Source organism: Pseudomonas sp. EL_65y_Pfl2_R95, assembly GCF_963971045.1.
GTDB lineage: Bacteria > Pseudomonadota > Gammaproteobacteria > Pseudomonadales > Pseudomonadaceae > Aquipseudomonas.
In genome coordinates, this window is the sequence record NZ_CAXAOV010000002.1 from 476,688 (window position 1) to 494,213 (window position 17,526).

Here is a 17,526-nt window from a genome sequence, read left to right on the forward strand (position 1 = left end):
AAAAACAGCCACAACGCCCGGGCTAGAAGGTATAAGAGCCACTCATCTAGCCAAATCCTGTCTCTGCCGTCAAAAACTGCGGGCGCCGACTTATGCCATTAAGCGCGACGCCCAGTGCGCCCTATTATGGAGCGCAGCCTTTATGGAGCGCAGCCTTATTAATCGCGGCGCATGCCTATGTGCTCGATGCCGTCTTCCAGATAAACGTCACTGCAGGCAACAAAACCATAGCGCCCGTAATAACCTTGTAAATGGACTTGCGCAGACAAATACACAGGCACCTCTGGCCAGCGCTTGGCACAGGCGTCCAAGGCATGTGCCAGCAGCTCGTGGCCGAGACCGGTGCCCCGCGCTGAAGCGTCGGTTACCACACGGCCAATCACCACATTTGCATCATTAAATTCAGGGTCGAGCAAGCGCAGATACGCCACCAGCGTATCGCCTTGCCATGCCAACACATGCGTGGTGTCACCCTGCATGTCGAGGCCATCGATATCAGTGTAGATGCAGTTTTGCTCGACCACAAAAACCGCACTGCGCAGCTTTAATGCAGCGTAAAGATCCGTGACGCTAAGCTCGCGATGATGTTTGGTTTGCCAAATAACCGAGGCCTGTTGCGGGTTCACCTTTAAACACTCCTTTAATCACTGATCAATCATCAGGGCACACACCGGTGCGAGTCGCGCGAGCAAAGAATTTTGCACGGGAACCGTTACGCCCAGGTCATCATTGTGCCCTGCCAACGTTCTAGCAACGGATTGAAATCACTTGGCGTCAGGTTTGTGCCCATGTGGCGTTCTTGCATACTGTCGCCGACGCAGTTGCAGCGCCAGCTTATCTAGGGCTGCGCACGCGCTTAGGGGTAAGCCCCATATAGCGACGCATGGCTGTCGTCAGGGCGCTTTGTGAAGAGAAGCCACACTCTTCGGCGATCCGGATCAACGGCAAATTGCTCTCACGAAGCAGCCGCGCTGCGCGGTCGAGGCGAGTTTTAAGCAGGTACTGGTGCGGGGTCAGCCCGACGCTGTCTTTGAACTGAGCATGGAAGTGGCTGGGGCTCAGGCACACAGTCTGGGCTAACTCGGCAACACTGATGCGTCGCGACAAATGCTCAGCGATGTACTGGTCCAGGCGTTCTAGGTTGAGTGAGCCGTTAAACCGACTGCTTGTCTCGCCAATCAGGCGCAGGTGCAAAGCGCGTAACAGTACACCGCCCAGTGATCGCGCAAGAATCAGATCACTGCCGTAGCGTTCAAGCTCGGCACCGGCATAGCTGAGCAAGTGCTGGAAGTCCACATCCAATTGCGGATAGCGCGGTGTTTCGAACAAGTGGGTCAATAACTCCAGATCTTCGCTGCTGGTGTCATGCTCGTCGAGATCGATGATCAACATGCGGTTGTCGCCCATCCCCGCAAATTGGTGATCCGCATCGCCAGGCACCAAGCAGGCACGCATCCGGCAGACCTCGCCACCGCTGCCATTGACTTCAAATTCCGCACGCCCGGACAGCGACATCACCAACTGATGGTGATCGTGGGTATGTTCGTGGGCTTTATCATCGAGGCGAATTAGACGGGCATTGAGCATCGCAAGACGGCGTCCGCAGAGTGATGGCACATTTTACCTCTTAAACAGTCAAAACAGCAGTGTCGACGACAAATGGACAACGGGGGTGGCATTGCGCCGCAGGCCAATGGCGATTGAAATAGCCAAGTTACCCCCCATGTTTATGTCATAGCCCAATTGCAGGTGCCGCATGAACGAAGATAACGATATCGTCGTAGAAGCAGAAAATATGGATCAAAGTCTGGCGCTGCCGAGTCAGCAACTGCCTGAACAGCTCTATGTGATTCCAATTCACAACCGCCCGCTGTTCCCTGCCCAAGTGTTGCCGATCATCGTCAACCCTGAACCCTGGAGTACGACCCTCAAGCGGGTGAGTGATACACCACACAAAAGCATGGCGTTGTTCTTCGTCGACAATCCGCCCACCGATGGTAGCGGGCTAAACGTTGATGACATGCCTGAACACGGCACGCTGGTGCGCGTGCTCAATGCCTCGGAAGAAGGCGGCAAGCTGCAATTTGTTGCGCAAGGCTTGACCCGCGTGCGTATCCGCACTTGGCTGCGACGCAAACCGCCCTATCTGGCCGAGGTTGAGTACCCGAAAACCCTGCTCGAATCGCGCGATGAGATCAAAGCCTATGGCATGGCACTGATCAATGCGATCAAAGAATTGTTGCCGCTCAACCCGCTGTATAGCGAAGAGTTGAAGAACTACCTCAATCGCTTCAGCCCGAACGACCCGTCACCGCTAACCGACTTCGCTGCGGCCTTGACCACAGTGCCTGGCAAAGAACTGCAAGAAGTGCTCGACACCGTGCCGATGCTTAAACGCATGGAAAAAGTGCTGCCGCTGCTGCGCAAAGAAGTTGAGGTCGCGCGCCTGCAGGGCGAGTTATCCGCTGAAGTGAATCGCAAGATATCCGAGCATCAGCGCGAATTCTTTCTCAAGGAACAGCTGAAAATCATTCAGCAAGAGCTGGGCTTGAGCAAAGATGACCGCAGCGCCGATATCGAGCAGTTTGAGCAACGTCTGGAAGGTAAAACCCTGTCCGATCAAGCGCGCAAGCGCATTGATGAGGAGCTGAATAAGTTAGCCATACTGGAAACTGGCTCCCCCGAATACGCCGTGACCCGCAATTATCTGGATTGGGCGACCTCCCTGCCCTGGGGCGTGTTTGGTCAAGATAAGCTGGACCTCAAACATTCACGCACCGTACTCGACAAGCATCATTCGGGCATGGATGACATCAAGTCGCGGATCACCGAGTTCCTTGCTGTAGGCGCCTTTAAAGGTGAAATCGCCGGCTCAATCGTGCTACTCGTTGGCCCGCCAGGGGTGGGTAAGACCAGTATCGGTAAATCCATTGCAGAATCTCTGGGCCGACCTTTTTATCGCTTCAGCGTTGGTGGCATGCGCGATGAAGCCGAGATCAAGGGCCATCGCCGTACCTATATTGGCGCCCTGCCCGGCAAGTTGGTGCAAGCGCTGAAAGAAGTGGAAGTGATGAACCCGGTGATCATGCTCGACGAAATCGACAAGATGGGCACCAGCTTCCAGGGCGACCCAGCCTCTGCACTGCTTGAAACCCTTGATCCCGAGCAGAACGTCGAGTTTCTCGATCACTATTTAGACTTACGAATAGACCTGTCGAAGGTCTTGTTCATCTGCACCGCCAATACCCTGGATTCGATTCCTGGGCCGCTGCTCGACCGCATGGAGATTATTCGCCTCTCCGGTTACATCACCGAAGAAAAACTGGCGATTGCCAAAAATCACCTGTGGCCAAAACAGCTGGAAAAAGCTGGCGTGCCGAAAAAGCGCCTGTCGATCACCGATGCAGCATTGCGCGGGGTCATTGACGGCTATGCTCGCGAAGCCGGCGTACGCCAACTTGAAAAACAGCTCGGTAAACTGGTGCGCAAGGCCGTGGTGAAACTGTTGGACGACCCCGAAACCCCGATCAAAATCGGCCACAAGGATCTTGAGCGCTACCTGGGTATGGCGGTCTTCCGCAATGAGCGCGTGCTGTCCGGCAAAGGTGTGATCACCGGGCTTGCCTGGACCAGCATGGGCGGCGCCACATTGCCGATTGAGGCCACCCGGATTCATACCTTGAATCGCGGTTTCAAACTCACGGGGCAGTTGGGCGAGGTGATGAAAGAGTCTGCCGAAATCGCCTACAGCTATATCAGCTCGAACCTTAAAAAGTTTGGCGGTGACAGCAGCTTCTTTGATCAGGCATTTATCCACTTGCACGTGCCCGAAGGTGCCACACCCAAGGATGGACCAAGCGCCGGGGTGACCATGGCCAGCGCGCTGCTTTCACTGGCGCGTAACCAAGTGCCGAAAAAAGGTGTCGCCATGACCGGCGAACTCACGCTTACCGGGCAGGTACTGCCAATTGGTGGCGTTCGCGAGAAAGTCATTGCAGCGCGTCGGCAAAAAATCCATGAGCTGATTCTGCCGGAGGCCAACCGGGGTTCTTATCAAGAGCTGCCGGACTACCTGAAAGAAGGCATCACTGTGCACTTTGCTCAACGCTACAGCGATGTGGCTAAGGTGCTGTTTGAGTAGCCCTGCCTAAATCCAATGGCTCAAGCGCCTGATCAGGCTTGAGCCATTGCCCGATGTTTCACCGCATTTAGGCTTACCCTTGGCCGTCGACTGCGGCTATGCTGGAAAGCCTTTTTCATGATCGGAGCTCAACATGACCGCAGTTTACCGCCTACTGCCGCCACTCGGCCTCGCTCTGTTAGCCGGCTGCGCCACTCAGTCCAATACCGTTAACGTGCAACAGCAAGGCGATTGCCCGCTGGCGCTAACGCCCGGCCAACAATTGATTATCAGCCTGCCCAGCAACCCCACCACCGGCTTTCGCTGGGTGGTACGCGACGCTGCTCCCGCAGTCCTTACCAGCCTGGGCCCAGAGGTGTACAGCAACCCTGAAGATGCAGGGTTGGTAGGCAGTGCTGGTAAATCAACCTGGCGCTACACCGTTAAGCAACCCGGTGAAGGCCAGTTGTTGATGACCTATCAGCGTCCATGGGAAACCGAGGTCGAGCCTGCTGAAAGGTTCGAATGCGTGATTAAGGTTAAATAGCCCGAATATCGGCGCGAAAAGCTACCTAAAGCGTCATCTTCAGCGTTGGCAACCTGCGGCCAAACCGACATAGTTGCGAGGCTCTAACCTCCAATAATAAGTCGATAAGGCAACTGTCTATGCGCTGGTTGATTTTGGCCCTGTGTGGCGCTGCACTGTTTATCTATGCCCGTTTTGCCGATCTCGCACTGCTAAGCCTGTTGAGCAAGGGCATACCGGTTATTGCGCTGCTGCTGTGGTTGCGACAAGCGCCTGCTGGAACCTATAGCCGCTGGATTCGCATCGGTTTGTTGTGCTCCTTGGCTGGGGATATCCTGCTCGACTGGCCGGGCGACTTATTTGTGTTTGGTCTCGGCGCTTTCCTGCTCGCACATTTGGCCTATCTGCGGGCTTATTTAAGCGACTGCAAACGCCCAGCATGGGCAGCATTGATTATCGCAGTGATCGTTGGCGGCGGCATGTTCAGTATTCTCGCCAGCGCGGGGCTCGGTCCGCTGTTGATTCCCGTGATGTGCTACGCGACTGCTATTGGCGCCATGCTCTGGCGCGCCCTTGCGCGGGTTAACCTGCCGGGAATCAACCCCAATGGCGCATGGCTGGCGGCGATTGGCGCAATCCTCTTTGTGCTGTCCGATAGCTTGATCGGTATCGAGCGCTTCGTCACACCCTTCTCGGCCGCGCCTTATGCAATCATCGTCACCTATTGGCTCGGCCAATGGGCGATTGCGGCATCTGCTCAGCGCAGGTTTCGCTGAAGCCTAGCGATAACCCGGGGGTCGAACTAAATTGTTTTACCTACCATTGAGACAAACATGGTTTGGTTAAACGCCCAACTTGGCTAAAATACGCGGATTTCCATACCTGTTTCGGAACCACCGTGAGCAAAGACCCCGACCGCATCTTTTCCCAACCACTGGCGCAAGTGCCAGACTTTGCCTTTAACGAGGATGTGGTCAGGGTATTCCCTGACATGATCAAGCGTTCGGTGCCCGGCTACCCAACCATTGTGGAAAACATTGGCGTACTTGCCAGCCAATTTGCCAAGCCCCACAGCGTGCTCTATGACCTGGGCAGCTCCTTAGGCGCCGTGACCCAAGCACTGCGCCGCCATGTACAGATTGAAGACTGCCGCGTGATTGCCATCGACAACTCCAGCGCCATGGTGGAACGCTGCCGAGAATACCTGCACGCCCAAGACTCTATGTTTCAAGAGTTGCTGCCGGTTGAAGTGATTGAAGCGGACATCCTCAAGTTGGCGTTCCAGCCCACCTCTCTGGTTGCCCTGAACTTCACCTTGCAGTTCATCAAGCCCGAGCAGCGTTTGCCACTGCTTGCACGCATCCGCGACGCATTGATACCCGGTGGCGCGTTGATCCTTTCAGAAAAATTGTGCTTTGAGGACGCCGAGCAGCAGCAACTGCTTACCGACCTGCACATCGCCTTCAAGCGCGCCAACGGTTATAGCGAGCTGGAAATTGCGCAGAAGCGCAGCGCAATCGAAAACGTGATGATCCCCGACAGCCTTGAAGCCCATCGCGAGCGTTTGCTTGCCGCCGGATTCAGCAAGGTAACGCCTTGGTTCCAGTGCCTTAACTTCGCCTCAATGATTGCCCTACCATGATCAAGCGTTTCGATTTAGATGCCCTGCAATCACAGTTTGCAGGTACCCCGCTGCAAGAATGGGCCGCCGACCTGCCGCGGCAAATAGACAGCAAACTTGAAATTGGGCATGGCGACCTTGAACGCTGGTACGCCGCGGTTCAGGCCTTGCCGGCATTACAGATCCAGGAGCTGAACCTGCTGCAAGCGTTCAGCTTCAACGGCCCTTGCGATGAACAAACCCGTAAGCAGCTAAAAACCGCCCTGCAAGGTTTGATTCCATGGCGCAAAGGCCCCTTCCATCTGTTCGGCGTCCATATTGATACCGAGTGGCGCTCCGACTGGAAGTGGCAGCGCGTAGCGCCCTATCTGGACCTGAAAGACAAGCGGGTTCTGGATGTCGGCTGCGGCAACGGTTATTACATGTGGCGCATGCTCGGCGCTGGCGCCAGCAGCGTGGTCGGGATTGACCCGAATTGGTTGTTTTTCAATCAGTTTCTGGCCATGAAAAACTACCTGCCAGAGCAACCTGTCTGGCACCTGCCGCTGGGCGTAGAGGAATTGCCGCCCAAGCTACAGGGCTTCGACACGGTCTTCTCGATGGGTGTGCTTTACCACCGTCGCTCACCGATTGACCACCTGCTCGACCTGAAAGACTGCTTGGTCAAGGGTGGCGAACTGGTACTCGAAACCCTGGTTGTTGAAGGCGATGTGCAGCAAGTACTGCTACCAGAAGACCGCTACGCGCAGATGCGTAACGTTTGGTTCTTGCCTTCGGTACCGGCACTGGAATTGTGGCTACGTCGCGCAGGCTTTGTCGACATCCAGTGTGTTGATGTCAGCACCACCTCGGTCGACGAACAACGCGCCACCGAGTGGATGCGCTATCAGTCGCTACCAGAATTTCTCGACCCGGCGGATCACAGCCGCACCATCGAAGGCTTGCCAGCGCCGATGCGCGCCGTTATTACCGCCCGCAAACCTTAGGGCTAATCGGGAGGGCTAATCGGGGACAGACCAGTATTTAAGCTGTTAGGGTTTAATCGTGGTCTGTCCGGCGGTACTCCTAACGAGGCCTGCCCCTTTTCTATAATGCCTTTTCAGATTCGCCGCCAGCGGCAGTCGTTGTGGTTTTCAAATATTGATCCAGCGCTATCAGCAGATTTTCGGCCTGGCCTAGCTCATTCGAAAGCGTCTGGGCTGTTGTGACCATATTGGCGGTCAAACCTCTGGTCGCGGCAATATTACTTTTGGCGTTATTTGCAGGCGAGCTGTCCATGGTCGCCGACTGAAGCAGCAAAGCCAGGCCGAGATTTTTATCCACTTTCACGCCATCGCCGCGCATGTAGAGCATGCCCAGATTACCGACGGCGAGCGCATCGCCTTGCGCTGCAGCCTTGCGATACCACTGATTAGCCTGGGCAAAGTCCACGGCAGTGCCGCGACCGTTTTCATACAGCACACCAAGGTTGTATTGCGCGTTGGAGTTGCCTTGCTGCGCAGATTTTTCATACCAAGAAATCGCTTGTGTTTCGTCCTTGGTGACCCCGATGCCCTGCTCGTACATCAGGGCCACATTGAACTGGCCATCAGCGTTGCCTGTCTCCGCGAGGACGTGAAATTCTTTAAATGCCAGCGGCAAGTCCCCGGCTTCATAGGCCGCAACACCCTCATCCAATCCGGCTTGCGCCGGTACGCTCACGAAGCTGAAAAACGCCACGAGCGCAAGGGCTGTGGTGGGGTGAAGCATTCGATTCATCGCTTTCATGTGAAAAGTCCCTGGTTCATGGTCGAAAATCGCTGCGGCGAGTCAGCCGCGGTTAGCCGCTGCTACGATCAATTCTTTCATTTCCACAACCGCCTGTTTGAAGCCTACAAACAAGGCGTGGGCGACCAGCGCATGACCGATGTTTAGTTCATTGATACCGGCAATCGCCGCCACCGGTTCAACGTTGTGGTAATGCAAACCGTGGCCTGCGTTGACGATCAAACCTTGGCTGATGCCACGGGCGACGCCATCGGCAATACGGGCCAATTCCACAGCCTGCTCTTGCGGTGTATGGGCGTCGGCATAACGCCCGGTGTGCAGCTCAATCGCAGGCGCACCGACACGTTTTGATGCATCAATCTGCGCCGGATCAGGGTCGATAAACAGCGAGACCTCACAACCAATCTTGCTCAAGCGTTCGACCGCCGCACGGATACGGTCTTGTTGCCCGGCAACATCAAGGCCGCCTTCAGTGGTGAGTTCCTGACGGGTTTCCGGGACAAGGCAGACATGCTCAGGACGAATGCTTTCAGCGAATGCGAGCATCTCCTCGGTCACGCCCATCTCGAAGTTCATGCGCGTTTGCATGACCTCTTTAAGCACGCGCACGTCGCGCTCCTGGATATGTCGGCGGTCTTCGCGCAAGTGAACGGTAATACCGTCGGCGCCAGCTTCTTCTGCATCCAGTGCGGCTTTGACCGGATCGGGGTAACGCGTGCCGCGTGCTTGGCGCAGCGTGGCGACGTGGTCAATATTCACACCCAGCAAAACACGGTTGGCATCAGTCACGAGGGGGCTCCTTGAGGGTCATAAACAATTCACGGCTAACCAAGGGTTTGCCGCCTAAATGTGGGGCCAGCGCTTGACGCATAAGGCGCTTGGCTGCAGCAAGCGCGCCAGGAGTGTGCCAATTGGCTTCGGCCATAGCTAACAACTCAGCGCCTTGAAATGCGCCCGGCTGCCATTGGCCAATCGGCACCAAGCCGTCTTCGGTCTGCAAGCGATAGATACCGTCACTGATCACCGGCTGGCCATGCAAATCTTGATCAAGGGCGAAACCATAGCCTAGCTGATCCAGTAAACGCCACTCAAACGATCGCAATAAGGGCTCGATCGCACGGCCTTGGCCGAGCGCAAGCAAGGTCATTGCGTAGTGATCAAATACCGCAGGCTGGGCATCTTCGGCCGGTAACAGGCGAATCAGCAACTCATTCAAATACAGGCCGCTGAACAGGGCCTCACCGGCCATTAAGTTGGGAATGCCGGTGGCTTCAAGGCGTGAAACATTTTTCAGCTCACCGCGGCCGCGAAACTCAGCGTCTAAGGCAACAAAAGGTCGGGCGAGGGTTCCGGCTTTGCCGCGCGCGCCTCTTAATACGGCACGTAGACGACCTTGCGGGGTGAGAAAATCAACCAAAGCGCTGCTTTCGCGATAAGCGCGACTGTGCAAGACATAAGCAGGCTGGTTGAGCACAAGCATGGCGAGTATTAACTCATGATGACCCTTGCGTGGCCGGGTGCCACGCAAGGCGATAATGCACGCTTAGGAATCCGCTGAAAAAGGTAGCCAGCGCCGGGAGTACAAAGCGAAAAAGTGCGAGAAGCGCAGTTTAGTTGTCCTAAATGAGCATTTTGAGCAGTTTTTCAACGCCGTAATCTCTAGCGCAGTAATTTTTCAGCGATTGCTAGATGTCGTCGTAACCGAGCGAACGTAATGCCCGCTCATCGTCCGACCAACCACCTTTAACCTTGACCCAAAGATTGAGCATGACCTTGGAATCGAACAGCACTTCCATGTCTTTACGCGCTTCTTGGCCAACCCGCTTGATCCGATCACCCTTGTCGCCAATGATGATTTTCTTCTGGCCATCACGCTCAACCAGAATCAGCGCATGAATGTGCAGAATGCGTCCTTCCTGCTTGAATTCTTCAATTTCAACGGTGATCTGGTACGGCAACTCTGCACCCAACTGGCGCATGATCTTTTCACGCACCAGTTCAGCGGCGAAAAAGCGACTTGAGCGATCGGTGATCTGGTCTTCAGGGAAGAAATGCTCGCCTTCGGGCAAGTGACCGCTGACCAGTTTCTCAAGGGTTTCAAGGTTATGCCCGTGGTGCGCAGAAATCGGCACAATCTCAGCCTTCGGCAACTGAGTGGCCAGCCACTCCAGATGCGGCATCAGGTCTGATTTGTCTTCAAGACGGTCAGTCTTGTTGATGGCCAGAATCACCGGGCCTTCAACGTACTGAATACGCTCAAGGACCATTTGATCTTCATCGGTCCAACGGGTGCGATCAACCACAAAAATCACCACATCAACGTCTTTCAACGCCGACGAAGCACTCTTGTTCATGTACCGGTTGAGAGCTTTTTCATTGTTTTTGTGCAGGCCAGGGGTATCTACATAGATAGCCTGAGCGCCGCCTTCGGTTTTGATCCCGAGCATGTTATGGCGCGTGGTTTGCGGCTTACGCGAGGTAATTGCCAGCTTTTGCCCAAGGATATGGTTCAACAGCGTTGACTTGCCCACGTTTGGCCGGCCAACGATGGCGACATAGCCACAGCGTGAAACAGGTGAATCAGTCATGGCCATTCTCCACACCCAAGGCGATCAGAGCTGCCGCTGCGGCAACCTGCTCAGCAATGCGCCGACTAGCGCCCTGCCCCAAGGTTTTGTCATTCAATAAAGTCACCTGACATTCAACGATGAATGTCCGACAGTGCGGCTCGCCTTGAATATCAACCACGTCGTAGCGTGGCAACTCACAGGCGCGTGATTGCAGGAATTCCTGCAGTCGCGTTTTCGGGTCTTTGTTGGTATCAACCAGCGTCAAGCTTTCCAGCTCATTGGTCAGCCATGCCAGCACCCGCTCACGCGCAGCCTCCATGCCTGAATCCAGGTAAATAGCGCCGATCAAAGCTTCCAGCGCATCGGCAAGAATTGATTCGCGGCGAAAACCGCCGCTTTTCAATTCGCCAGAGCCGAGACGCAGGTATTCACCCAAGTCAAAGCCTCGCGCCAGAATTGCCAAGGTCTCGCCCTTGACCAGACGGGCACGCAAACGTGACAACTGGCCTTCGCGAGCCTGCGGAAAACGCTCAAAGAGCGCCTCCCCGGCAACAAAATTAAGAATAGCGTCACCGAGAAACTCCAGACGCTCATTGTTGCGTCCAGCAAAACTACGGTGCGTCAGAGCCAGGACCATGTGGTCCTGGTCTTTAAAGGTGTAACCGAGCTTACGCTCTAAACGGGCTAACGAATCATTCACGGCATACGCACACGGAATTCTTTATCAAAATGGACCACCAGATCGAGGTTCTCGATCAGTGGCTCACGCTTCTCATACTTGAGGTGAGCGCGAAACTCATTGTTCTCAACTGTCACCTTGAGGGCATCCTCAAGCTTCAAGTCACGAATACTATTGACCTGCATGCCTTTGCTGACATGGCTGTAAAAATCACGAACGGTACGAATGTCCTCGGCTTTATCGGTTTCAACCGAGGTGATGATCTTTTCCATCGACATATAGTCAAGGTAGTGCGGTATTACTTTGAACGCAGCGCTGGCAAAAAAAGCGACAAGCCCCAGCACCAGCAACCAACTTATAATAGACATTCCCTTTTGCGAGCGCGCAAATGTCATGATTGACCCCATTTATTAGAATTTTAAAACGCCAAAACGGCGAGTCACCAGACTATATATAGACGGCGGCGCTGATTTGAACAGCGCCGCATTTTTATCGTTTAAATCAGTGAATCAAGCCAACACGTGAGAAGTTTGGCAGATTACTCATTTTCGGATCAGGCCAGCTCATCCATACCGCAAAGGCCTTACCCACAATATTCTGGTCCGGGACCATGCCCAGCAGCGGCTTTGGAATGTTCGGGTCATTCCAGTAACGACTGTCGTTCGAGTTGTCGCGGTTATCGCCCATCATGAAGTAATGCCCGTCAGGCACTGTCCACTCACCGCCGGGTACAGCGTGATAACGCTTCATTTCTTTACGAATCAAGTGTTCAGCTTCGCCGAGTTTCTCGTTATAGAGCATCACGCTGCCTAGGCTGCCGGGCTCTTCACCGATTAACTGTTGAGCGACCTGCTTACCATTTACGAACAGGTGTTTGTCTTTACTGTAACGAATCTGGTCACCGGGCAAACCGACTACACGCTTGATGTAGTTGATGTTCGGATCGCTCGGGTAGCGAAAGACCATGACATCGCCGCGCTGCGGGTCCTCGACCTGAATAACCTTGGTGTCGATCACCGGTAAACGAATGCCGTAGGCGAATTTGTTGACCAGGATAAAATCACCCACTTCCAGGGTCGGACGCATAGAGCCCGACGGGATCTGGAAGGGCTCAACCAGAAAGGACCGCAGAATCAGGACAATCGCCAATACAGGGAAGAACGACTTGCCGTATTCAACCAGCAGCGGTTCTTTATTCAGTCGCTCAATCACCTGCTCGTCGGCTTCACCCTCAATCTGACCTTGGTAGGTGGCGATTGCAGTACGTCGACGCGGCGCTAAAAACACCAAGTCAAATAATGCCAAAGCGCCACAAACAGCGACCGCGATGACCAGTAACAGCGGGAAATTGATCGACATATGTCTTAGCTATCCACCTTGAGAACAGCAAGGAAGGCTTCCTGTGGAATTTCCACGTTGCCGACCTGCTTCATTCTTTTCTTACCGGCCTTCTGCTTTTCAAGCAGCTTACGTTTACGGCTTACGTCGCCCCCGTAGCATTTGGCCAGTACGTTTTTACGCAACGCTTTAACGCTTGTGCGCGCGATGATTTGCCCACCAATTGCAGCCTGAATCGCCACATCGAACATCTGACGTGGAATCAGCTCTTTCATCTTCTCGGTCAGCGAACGGCCTTTGTAATGGGCCTTGTCGCGGTGAACGATCAACGCCAATGCATCAACCTTTTCGCCGTTGATCAGCACATCCAGCTTGACCAGATTAGCTGACTGGAAACGAACGAAACTGTAATCCAGCGACGCATAACCACGACTTACCGACTTAAGGCGGTCGAAGAAGTCGAGTACCACTTCATTCATTGGCAAATCGTATGAAACCTGCACCTGACTGCTCAAGTACTGCATGTCGATCTGTACGCCGCGCTTTTCGATACACAGGGTGATGACATTACCCAAATGCTCTTGGGGCACCAGAATATTGGCCCGCACGATTGGCTCACGCATGTCCTCAACAGCAGAAACATCCGGCAGCTTCGATGGGTTGTCGACGTAGATGGTTTCACCGGTCTTGAGCACAACTTCAAAGACTACGGTCGGCGCTGTGGTGATCAGGTCCAGGTCGTACTCACGCTCAAGGCGCTCCTGAATGATTTCCATGTGCAGCATGCCAAGGAAGCCAATGCGGAAACCAAAACCCAAGGCATCGGAGCTTTCCGGCTCGTATTGCAAGGCCGCATCATTGAGCGTGAGCTTTTGCAGGGCTTCGCGGAAGTCTTCGAAGTCATCGGAGCTCACCGGGAACAAACCGGCGTAAACCTGTGGTTTTACGCGCTTGAAACCAGGCAGCATGTCAACATCAGGGGTATTCGACAGCGTCAAGGTATCGCCCACTGGCGCACCGTGAATGTCCTTGATGCCGGCGATGATAAAGCCTACTTCCCCGGCTTTAAGGTCGACGGTGGCGGTGTGCTTGGGGTTGAACACACCCACGCTATCCACCTGATGGGTTTTGCCGGTCGACTTAACCAGTACTTTGTCACCCTTCTTGATGCGTCCGTGACGCACGCGCACCAAAGAGACAACGCCCAGGTAGTTATCGAACCATGAGTCAATGATCAAGGCTTGCAACGGCGCCTCAATCTCACCGGTCGGCGCTGGAATGGTTTTAACCAGACGCTCCAGCACTTCATCAACGCCCATGCCGCTCTTGGCACTACAGGCCACGGCATCAGTGGCATCAATGCCGATAATGTGTTCGATTTCTTCCTTAACGCGCTCAGGCTCGGCCTGTGGCAAGTCCATCTTGTTCAGTACCGGCATGACCTCAAGGCCTTGCTCGATAGCGGTGTAGCAGTTAGCTACGGACTGCGCTTCAACACCTTGGCCCGCATCAACCACCAGCAACGCGCCTTCGCACGCCGCCAGCGAACGGCTGACTTCGTAGGTGAAGTCAACGTGGCCGGGGGTATCAATAAAGTTCAGCTGATAGGTTTTGCCGTCACGCGCCTTGTAATACAAGGTCACGCTATGCGCCTTGATAGTAATGCCGCGCTCGCGCTCCAAGTCCATGGAGTCCAGCACCTGGGCCTCCATTTCGCGCTCAGACAGACCACCGCACATTTGAATAAAGCGGTCAGCAAGGGTCGACTTGCCGTGGTCAATGTGGGCAATAATACTGAAATTACGTATGTGGCTCAGGTCACTCACAAGACAACACTCAAAAAGATCGCAGGCGACTGCCCGCCGAAAATAGCCGCGAAGTGTACCCGATTTACCGTCAATTCGTCACCCACGGCCCCTGACCTGACAGACATAAGGCCGACAATGCCTTGCATTCCAATCGATTGGGCTGAATTCAGCCGCCGCAAGGCACAAAAAAGGGCGATAAAATCGCCCTTTTCTGCTCTTTACAGCTATTCGGACAACTTGAAGGTAATAAAGCTAGCACGGCCCTTGCGCAGTACGCGCATCGACACCGAGCGATCCTTCGGCAGTGCTTTGGCAACAGTGGCAAAGGTGGCAGCAGAATCAATCGACTGGTTGTTCAGGTGGGTAATCACATCCCCCTGACGCAGACCGATCAACGCGGCAGGGCCATCCATGACTTCACTGATCACCACGCCGCCCTTCAGGTCCAGTGCTTTCTTCTGATCAGCGGTGAGCTCAGCCACTTTAATACCCAAGCGGTTGCTGCTCTGCTCTGCACCTGGCGTCGCAGTGTCCGCTAGCGCACCGCCATCTTCAGGCAGCGAGCCAATGGTCAGCTCAAGCTTCTTGTGAGCACCATCGCGAACCACGTCCATTTCCGCCTTGGAGCCCGGCTTCAAACCACCCACCAGATGCGGCAGATCCGCAGACATGATGATCGGCTTGCCATTAAGACTCAGGATCACATCACCGACCTTCAAGCCGCTTTTTGCACCCGGGCCATCTTCAAGCACCTGGGCAACCAAAGCGCCGGCAGGCTTATCCAAACCGAACGACTCAGCAAGATCTTTATTGACCTCCTGAATAACCACACCCAGCCAGCCACGACTTACTTTACCGTCAGTCTTGAGCTGGTCAGCCACATCCATGGCCACGCTCATCGGGATTGCAAACGACAGCCCCATAAAGCCACCAGAACGAGTGAATATCTGCGAGTTGATGCCCACAACCTCGCCTTTCAGGTTAAACAGCGGCCCACCGGAGTTCCCCGGATTGATCGCGACATCAGTCTGAATAAACGGCACATAGCTTTCATTTGGCAGGCTACGACCCTTGGCACTGACGATACCGGCCGTCACTGAGTGATCGAAACCAAAAGGCGAGCCAATCGCCAGGACCCACTCACCGACCTTGAGGTCTTCAGACTTACCCAAAGTGACTGTTGGCAGGTCTTTGGCATCGACCTTGAGCAAAGCCACGTCGCTGCGTGGGTCTGCCCCAATCACCTTGGCTTCAAGCTCACTGCGATCAGACAGGCGGACAATAATTTCGTCGGCATCGGCGACCACATGATTGTTGGTCATGATGTAGCCGTCAGAGGAAATGATAAAACCAGAACCCAACGACTGCGCTTCACGCTGGCGACCATGACTTGGCGGTCGCGGCTGCTGTGGAAGACTGCGCTCGAAGAACTCACGAAACATTGGCGGCAGGCCTTCAAGGTCTGGCGCCGTCATTCCGCCAGAACTGGCGACCGCATCTGGAATTTTTTGCCGTGTACTAATATTAACAACCGCAGGCGATGCTTTCTCAACCAACTCGGTGAAGTCAGGCAGCTCGGCATGAGCAGAAAGCACCTGCCCCATCAGCAACAATGAGAGCACAGCAGAACAGCATATTTTCAGGCTAGGCATTAACGTACAGCTCCCCATCCGGAATAGAGGTATGACTTAATAAACAGTCGTAGCATTTGCTAATACAGCACGCATTACTACCGGCTGAAGTTGTGGATCTTCTGCCACACGGGAACTCCGCCAGCGCACCCCGAGCCAGGATGCAGCCAACCCCGCGAAACCAGACAGAATGACAAGCGGCTCACTCAAAGACAGCTGATCGGCTAGAACAGCTGCCGCAAACAGCCCAATCAAGGGCATCAGATAGACCAGTAATGACCCGCGCACAAGCAAATCCTCGCGCACCCCAATCACTACGTGGTCGCCAACACTTAACTGCAGATTTGATAGCGCTCTGACGTAGCCACGACGGCTATCGACGCCTAATTTATCGAGCAAACCCTGGCCGCAACCAGCATTTGCCGAGCAGGTGGAGCAGGTGCTTTTGCGAAGTGTCTCGACCCAAACTGCGCCGGACTCTACCGCAACCACCCGCCCCTGCTCTTCGATCATGGTTGAGGTTTAGCCTCACCCGGACGAACTGATAACGCCACCCGCTCAGCGGTGCCAAGCGGAATCTCTCCGACGACAGTGACCATAACGTCACCAGCGTCGGTGACCAAACGTCGCGAAACAGCAACGGTTGGCCCTAGCTGACTGCGCGCGTCATTGGCGACTGCGCCATCCAGCGGCTCCAGAAAGACAGAGAAGCGTGCCAGGCCATCGTCATAGAGCAAACTGGCCACTGGCTCTTTCGACAGCGGGCTGACCCGCTGACTGGTTGAGGTCAAGACAAAACCAGGGGGCAGCCAGTCTGACCGCCACGCTTTGGCATCCAGCGGCGTTGACTCAACGCGTTTAACTGGCTTGCAATCACCACTGGGCTGCAATACTTCAGCATCTGCGCCGTTCGCTGCATCAAATTGAGTGAACTGGAAGCGCTCGAGCATCTGGCCCTTGTCATTGAGCAGCAACGACTTGAGCGGGACTCCGGTCTCGCGGTCAAGGTGCAACTCAACGCCATAGCGGTGCTGATCACGGGGCATAAGGCCTAAAACGACTGCATTGTGCCCGGCGACGCGGGATTCGCCGATGACACGCATGTCGTAAAACTTGGCTAACTCATCCACATTTAGCTCGCGCGATGGCCACGCTTGCGCATCACTGACTTGATCGGCCAAAGCGCCAACCACACATTCAGTGCGACCATTAACGAGGAAAGTCTCATGGGAGGGGCCGTCCAGTTGCAGCAAGCGATCGCGGACAACGCTATCCTTGCCAACCTGGTGCCAAATGCTATGAGTAGAAAAGCTACCATTGCGCTCGTATACGAACGTGCCATGGTAGCTTTGGTGCTGACTCGCATCTGATAAACGCCGTAACCAATCTTGCGCATCAGATGCAGCAGCAGGTAACGCCAAGCAACCGCCTAACAATAAGGCGGTCAGGGGTATAAAGCGCATGCG

18 protein-coding genes are annotated in these 17,526 nt (G+C 54.7%); 5 read left to right on the top strand and 13 right to left on the bottom strand.

Annotated elements, in window-relative coordinates:
* Positions 1-158 precede the first annotated feature (158 nt).
* A complete protein-coding gene (locus AACY09_RS10045; RefSeq protein WP_339487610.1) occupies positions 159-626 on the bottom strand; it encodes a GNAT family N-acetyltransferase in 468 nt (155 codons plus the stop codon).
* Positions 627-834: 208 nt separating this feature from the next.
* Positions 835-1,587, bottom strand: coding sequence for an AraC family transcriptional regulator (locus AACY09_RS10050; RefSeq protein WP_339487887.1), 753 nt, complete (start codon positions 1,585-1,587; stop codon positions 835-837).
* Positions 1,588-1,756: 169 nt separating this feature from the next.
* Here AACY09_RS10050 and lon point away from each other — a divergent pair, with 169 nt between their 5' ends.
* The 5 genes from lon to cmoB all read left to right on the top strand — a co-directional run bounded on the left by lon (position 1,757) and on the right by cmoB (position 7,253).
* Entirely contained in the window at positions 1,757-4,141 is a 2,385-nt protein-coding gene (gene lon, locus AACY09_RS10055; protein ID WP_339487612.1) for an endopeptidase La, read from the top strand.
* A gap of 133 nt (positions 4,142-4,274) precedes the next feature.
* Positions 4,275-4,667 carry a protease inhibitor I42 family protein gene (locus AACY09_RS10060; RefSeq protein WP_339487613.1) on the top strand — a complete coding sequence of 131 codons (393 nt, stop codon included), beginning with the start codon at positions 4,275-4,277 and terminating at the stop codon, positions 4,665-4,667.
* 119 nt (positions 4,668-4,786) lie between these two features.
* Entirely contained in the window at positions 4,787-5,422 is a 636-nt protein-coding gene (locus AACY09_RS10065; RefSeq protein WP_339487614.1) for a lysoplasmalogenase, read from the top strand.
* Positions 5,423-5,544: 122 nt separating this feature from the next.
* On the top strand, positions 5,545-6,288 hold the full coding sequence (gene cmoA, locus AACY09_RS10070; RefSeq protein ID WP_339487616.1) for a carboxy-S-adenosyl-L-methionine synthase CmoA: 744 nt from the start codon (positions 5,545-5,547) through the stop codon (positions 6,286-6,288).
* A complete protein-coding gene (gene cmoB / locus AACY09_RS10075) occupies positions 6,285-7,253 on the top strand; it encodes a tRNA 5-methoxyuridine(34)/uridine 5-oxyacetic acid(34) synthase CmoB (RefSeq protein ID WP_339487618.1) in 969 nt (322 codons plus the stop codon). The genes cmoA and cmoB overlap by 4 nt, the downstream gene beginning before the upstream one ends.
* A 100-nt stretch (positions 7,254-7,353) precedes the next feature.
* Here the strand turns inward: cmoB and AACY09_RS10080 are convergent, their stop codons facing one another.
* From AACY09_RS10080 to AACY09_RS10130, 11 genes are all read right to left on the bottom strand, one after another.
* On the bottom strand, positions 7,354-8,034 hold the full coding sequence (locus tag AACY09_RS10080; protein WP_339487619.1) for a tetratricopeptide repeat protein: 681 nt from the start codon (positions 8,032-8,034) through the stop codon (positions 7,354-7,356).
* Between the two features lie 42 nt (positions 8,035-8,076).
* A complete protein-coding gene (pdxJ, locus tag AACY09_RS10085; protein WP_339487620.1) occupies positions 8,077-8,823 on the bottom strand; it encodes a pyridoxine 5'-phosphate synthase in 747 nt (248 codons plus the stop codon).
* Entirely contained in the window at positions 8,816-9,514 is a 699-nt protein-coding gene (gene recO, locus AACY09_RS10090; protein WP_339487621.1) for a DNA repair protein RecO, read from the bottom strand. The genes pdxJ and recO overlap by 8 nt, the downstream gene beginning before the upstream one ends.
* Before the next feature lie 205 nt (positions 9,515-9,719).
* Positions 9,720-10,622 carry a GTPase Era gene (era, locus tag AACY09_RS10095; protein WP_339487623.1) on the bottom strand — a complete coding sequence of 301 codons (903 nt, stop codon included), beginning with the start codon at positions 10,620-10,622 and terminating at the stop codon, positions 9,720-9,722.
* Positions 10,615-11,304, bottom strand: coding sequence for a ribonuclease III (gene rnc, locus AACY09_RS10100; RefSeq protein WP_089358563.1), 690 nt, complete (start codon positions 11,302-11,304; stop codon positions 10,615-10,617). Before rnc ends, era begins: the two co-directional genes overlap by 8 nt.
* The gene (locus AACY09_RS10105) at positions 11,301-11,678 is read right to left on the bottom strand and encodes a DUF4845 domain-containing protein (RefSeq protein ID WP_339487626.1); all 378 of its coding nucleotides are present in this window, start codon (positions 11,676-11,678) and stop codon (positions 11,301-11,303) included. Before AACY09_RS10105 ends, rnc begins: the two co-directional genes overlap by 4 nt.
* 106 nt (positions 11,679-11,784) lie before the next feature.
* Positions 11,785-12,642, bottom strand: coding sequence for a signal peptidase I (gene lepB / locus AACY09_RS10110; RefSeq protein WP_339487627.1), 858 nt, complete (start codon positions 12,640-12,642; stop codon positions 11,785-11,787).
* 5 nt (positions 12,643-12,647) lie between these two features.
* On the bottom strand, positions 12,648-14,447 hold the full coding sequence (lepA, locus tag AACY09_RS10115) for a translation elongation factor 4 (RefSeq protein WP_339487628.1): 1,800 nt from the start codon (positions 14,445-14,447) through the stop codon (positions 12,648-12,650).
* Positions 14,448-14,653: 206 nt separating this feature from the next.
* Positions 14,654-16,081: a DegQ family serine endoprotease gene (locus AACY09_RS10120; protein WP_339487629.1), complete on the bottom strand. Its 1,428-nt coding sequence runs from the start codon at positions 16,079-16,081 to the stop codon at positions 14,654-14,656.
* Between the two features lie 36 nt (positions 16,082-16,117).
* Entirely contained in the window at positions 16,118-16,573 is a 456-nt protein-coding gene (locus tag AACY09_RS10125) for a SoxR reducing system RseC family protein (RefSeq protein WP_339487630.1), read from the bottom strand.
* Positions 16,570-17,523 (bottom strand): MucB/RseB C-terminal domain-containing protein, encoded by a 954-nt coding sequence (locus tag AACY09_RS10130; RefSeq protein ID WP_339487631.1) that lies wholly within the window; start codon positions 17,521-17,523, stop codon positions 16,570-16,572. The genes AACY09_RS10125 and AACY09_RS10130 overlap by 4 nt, the downstream gene beginning before the upstream one ends.
* Positions 17,524-17,526: the final 3 nt, after the last annotated feature.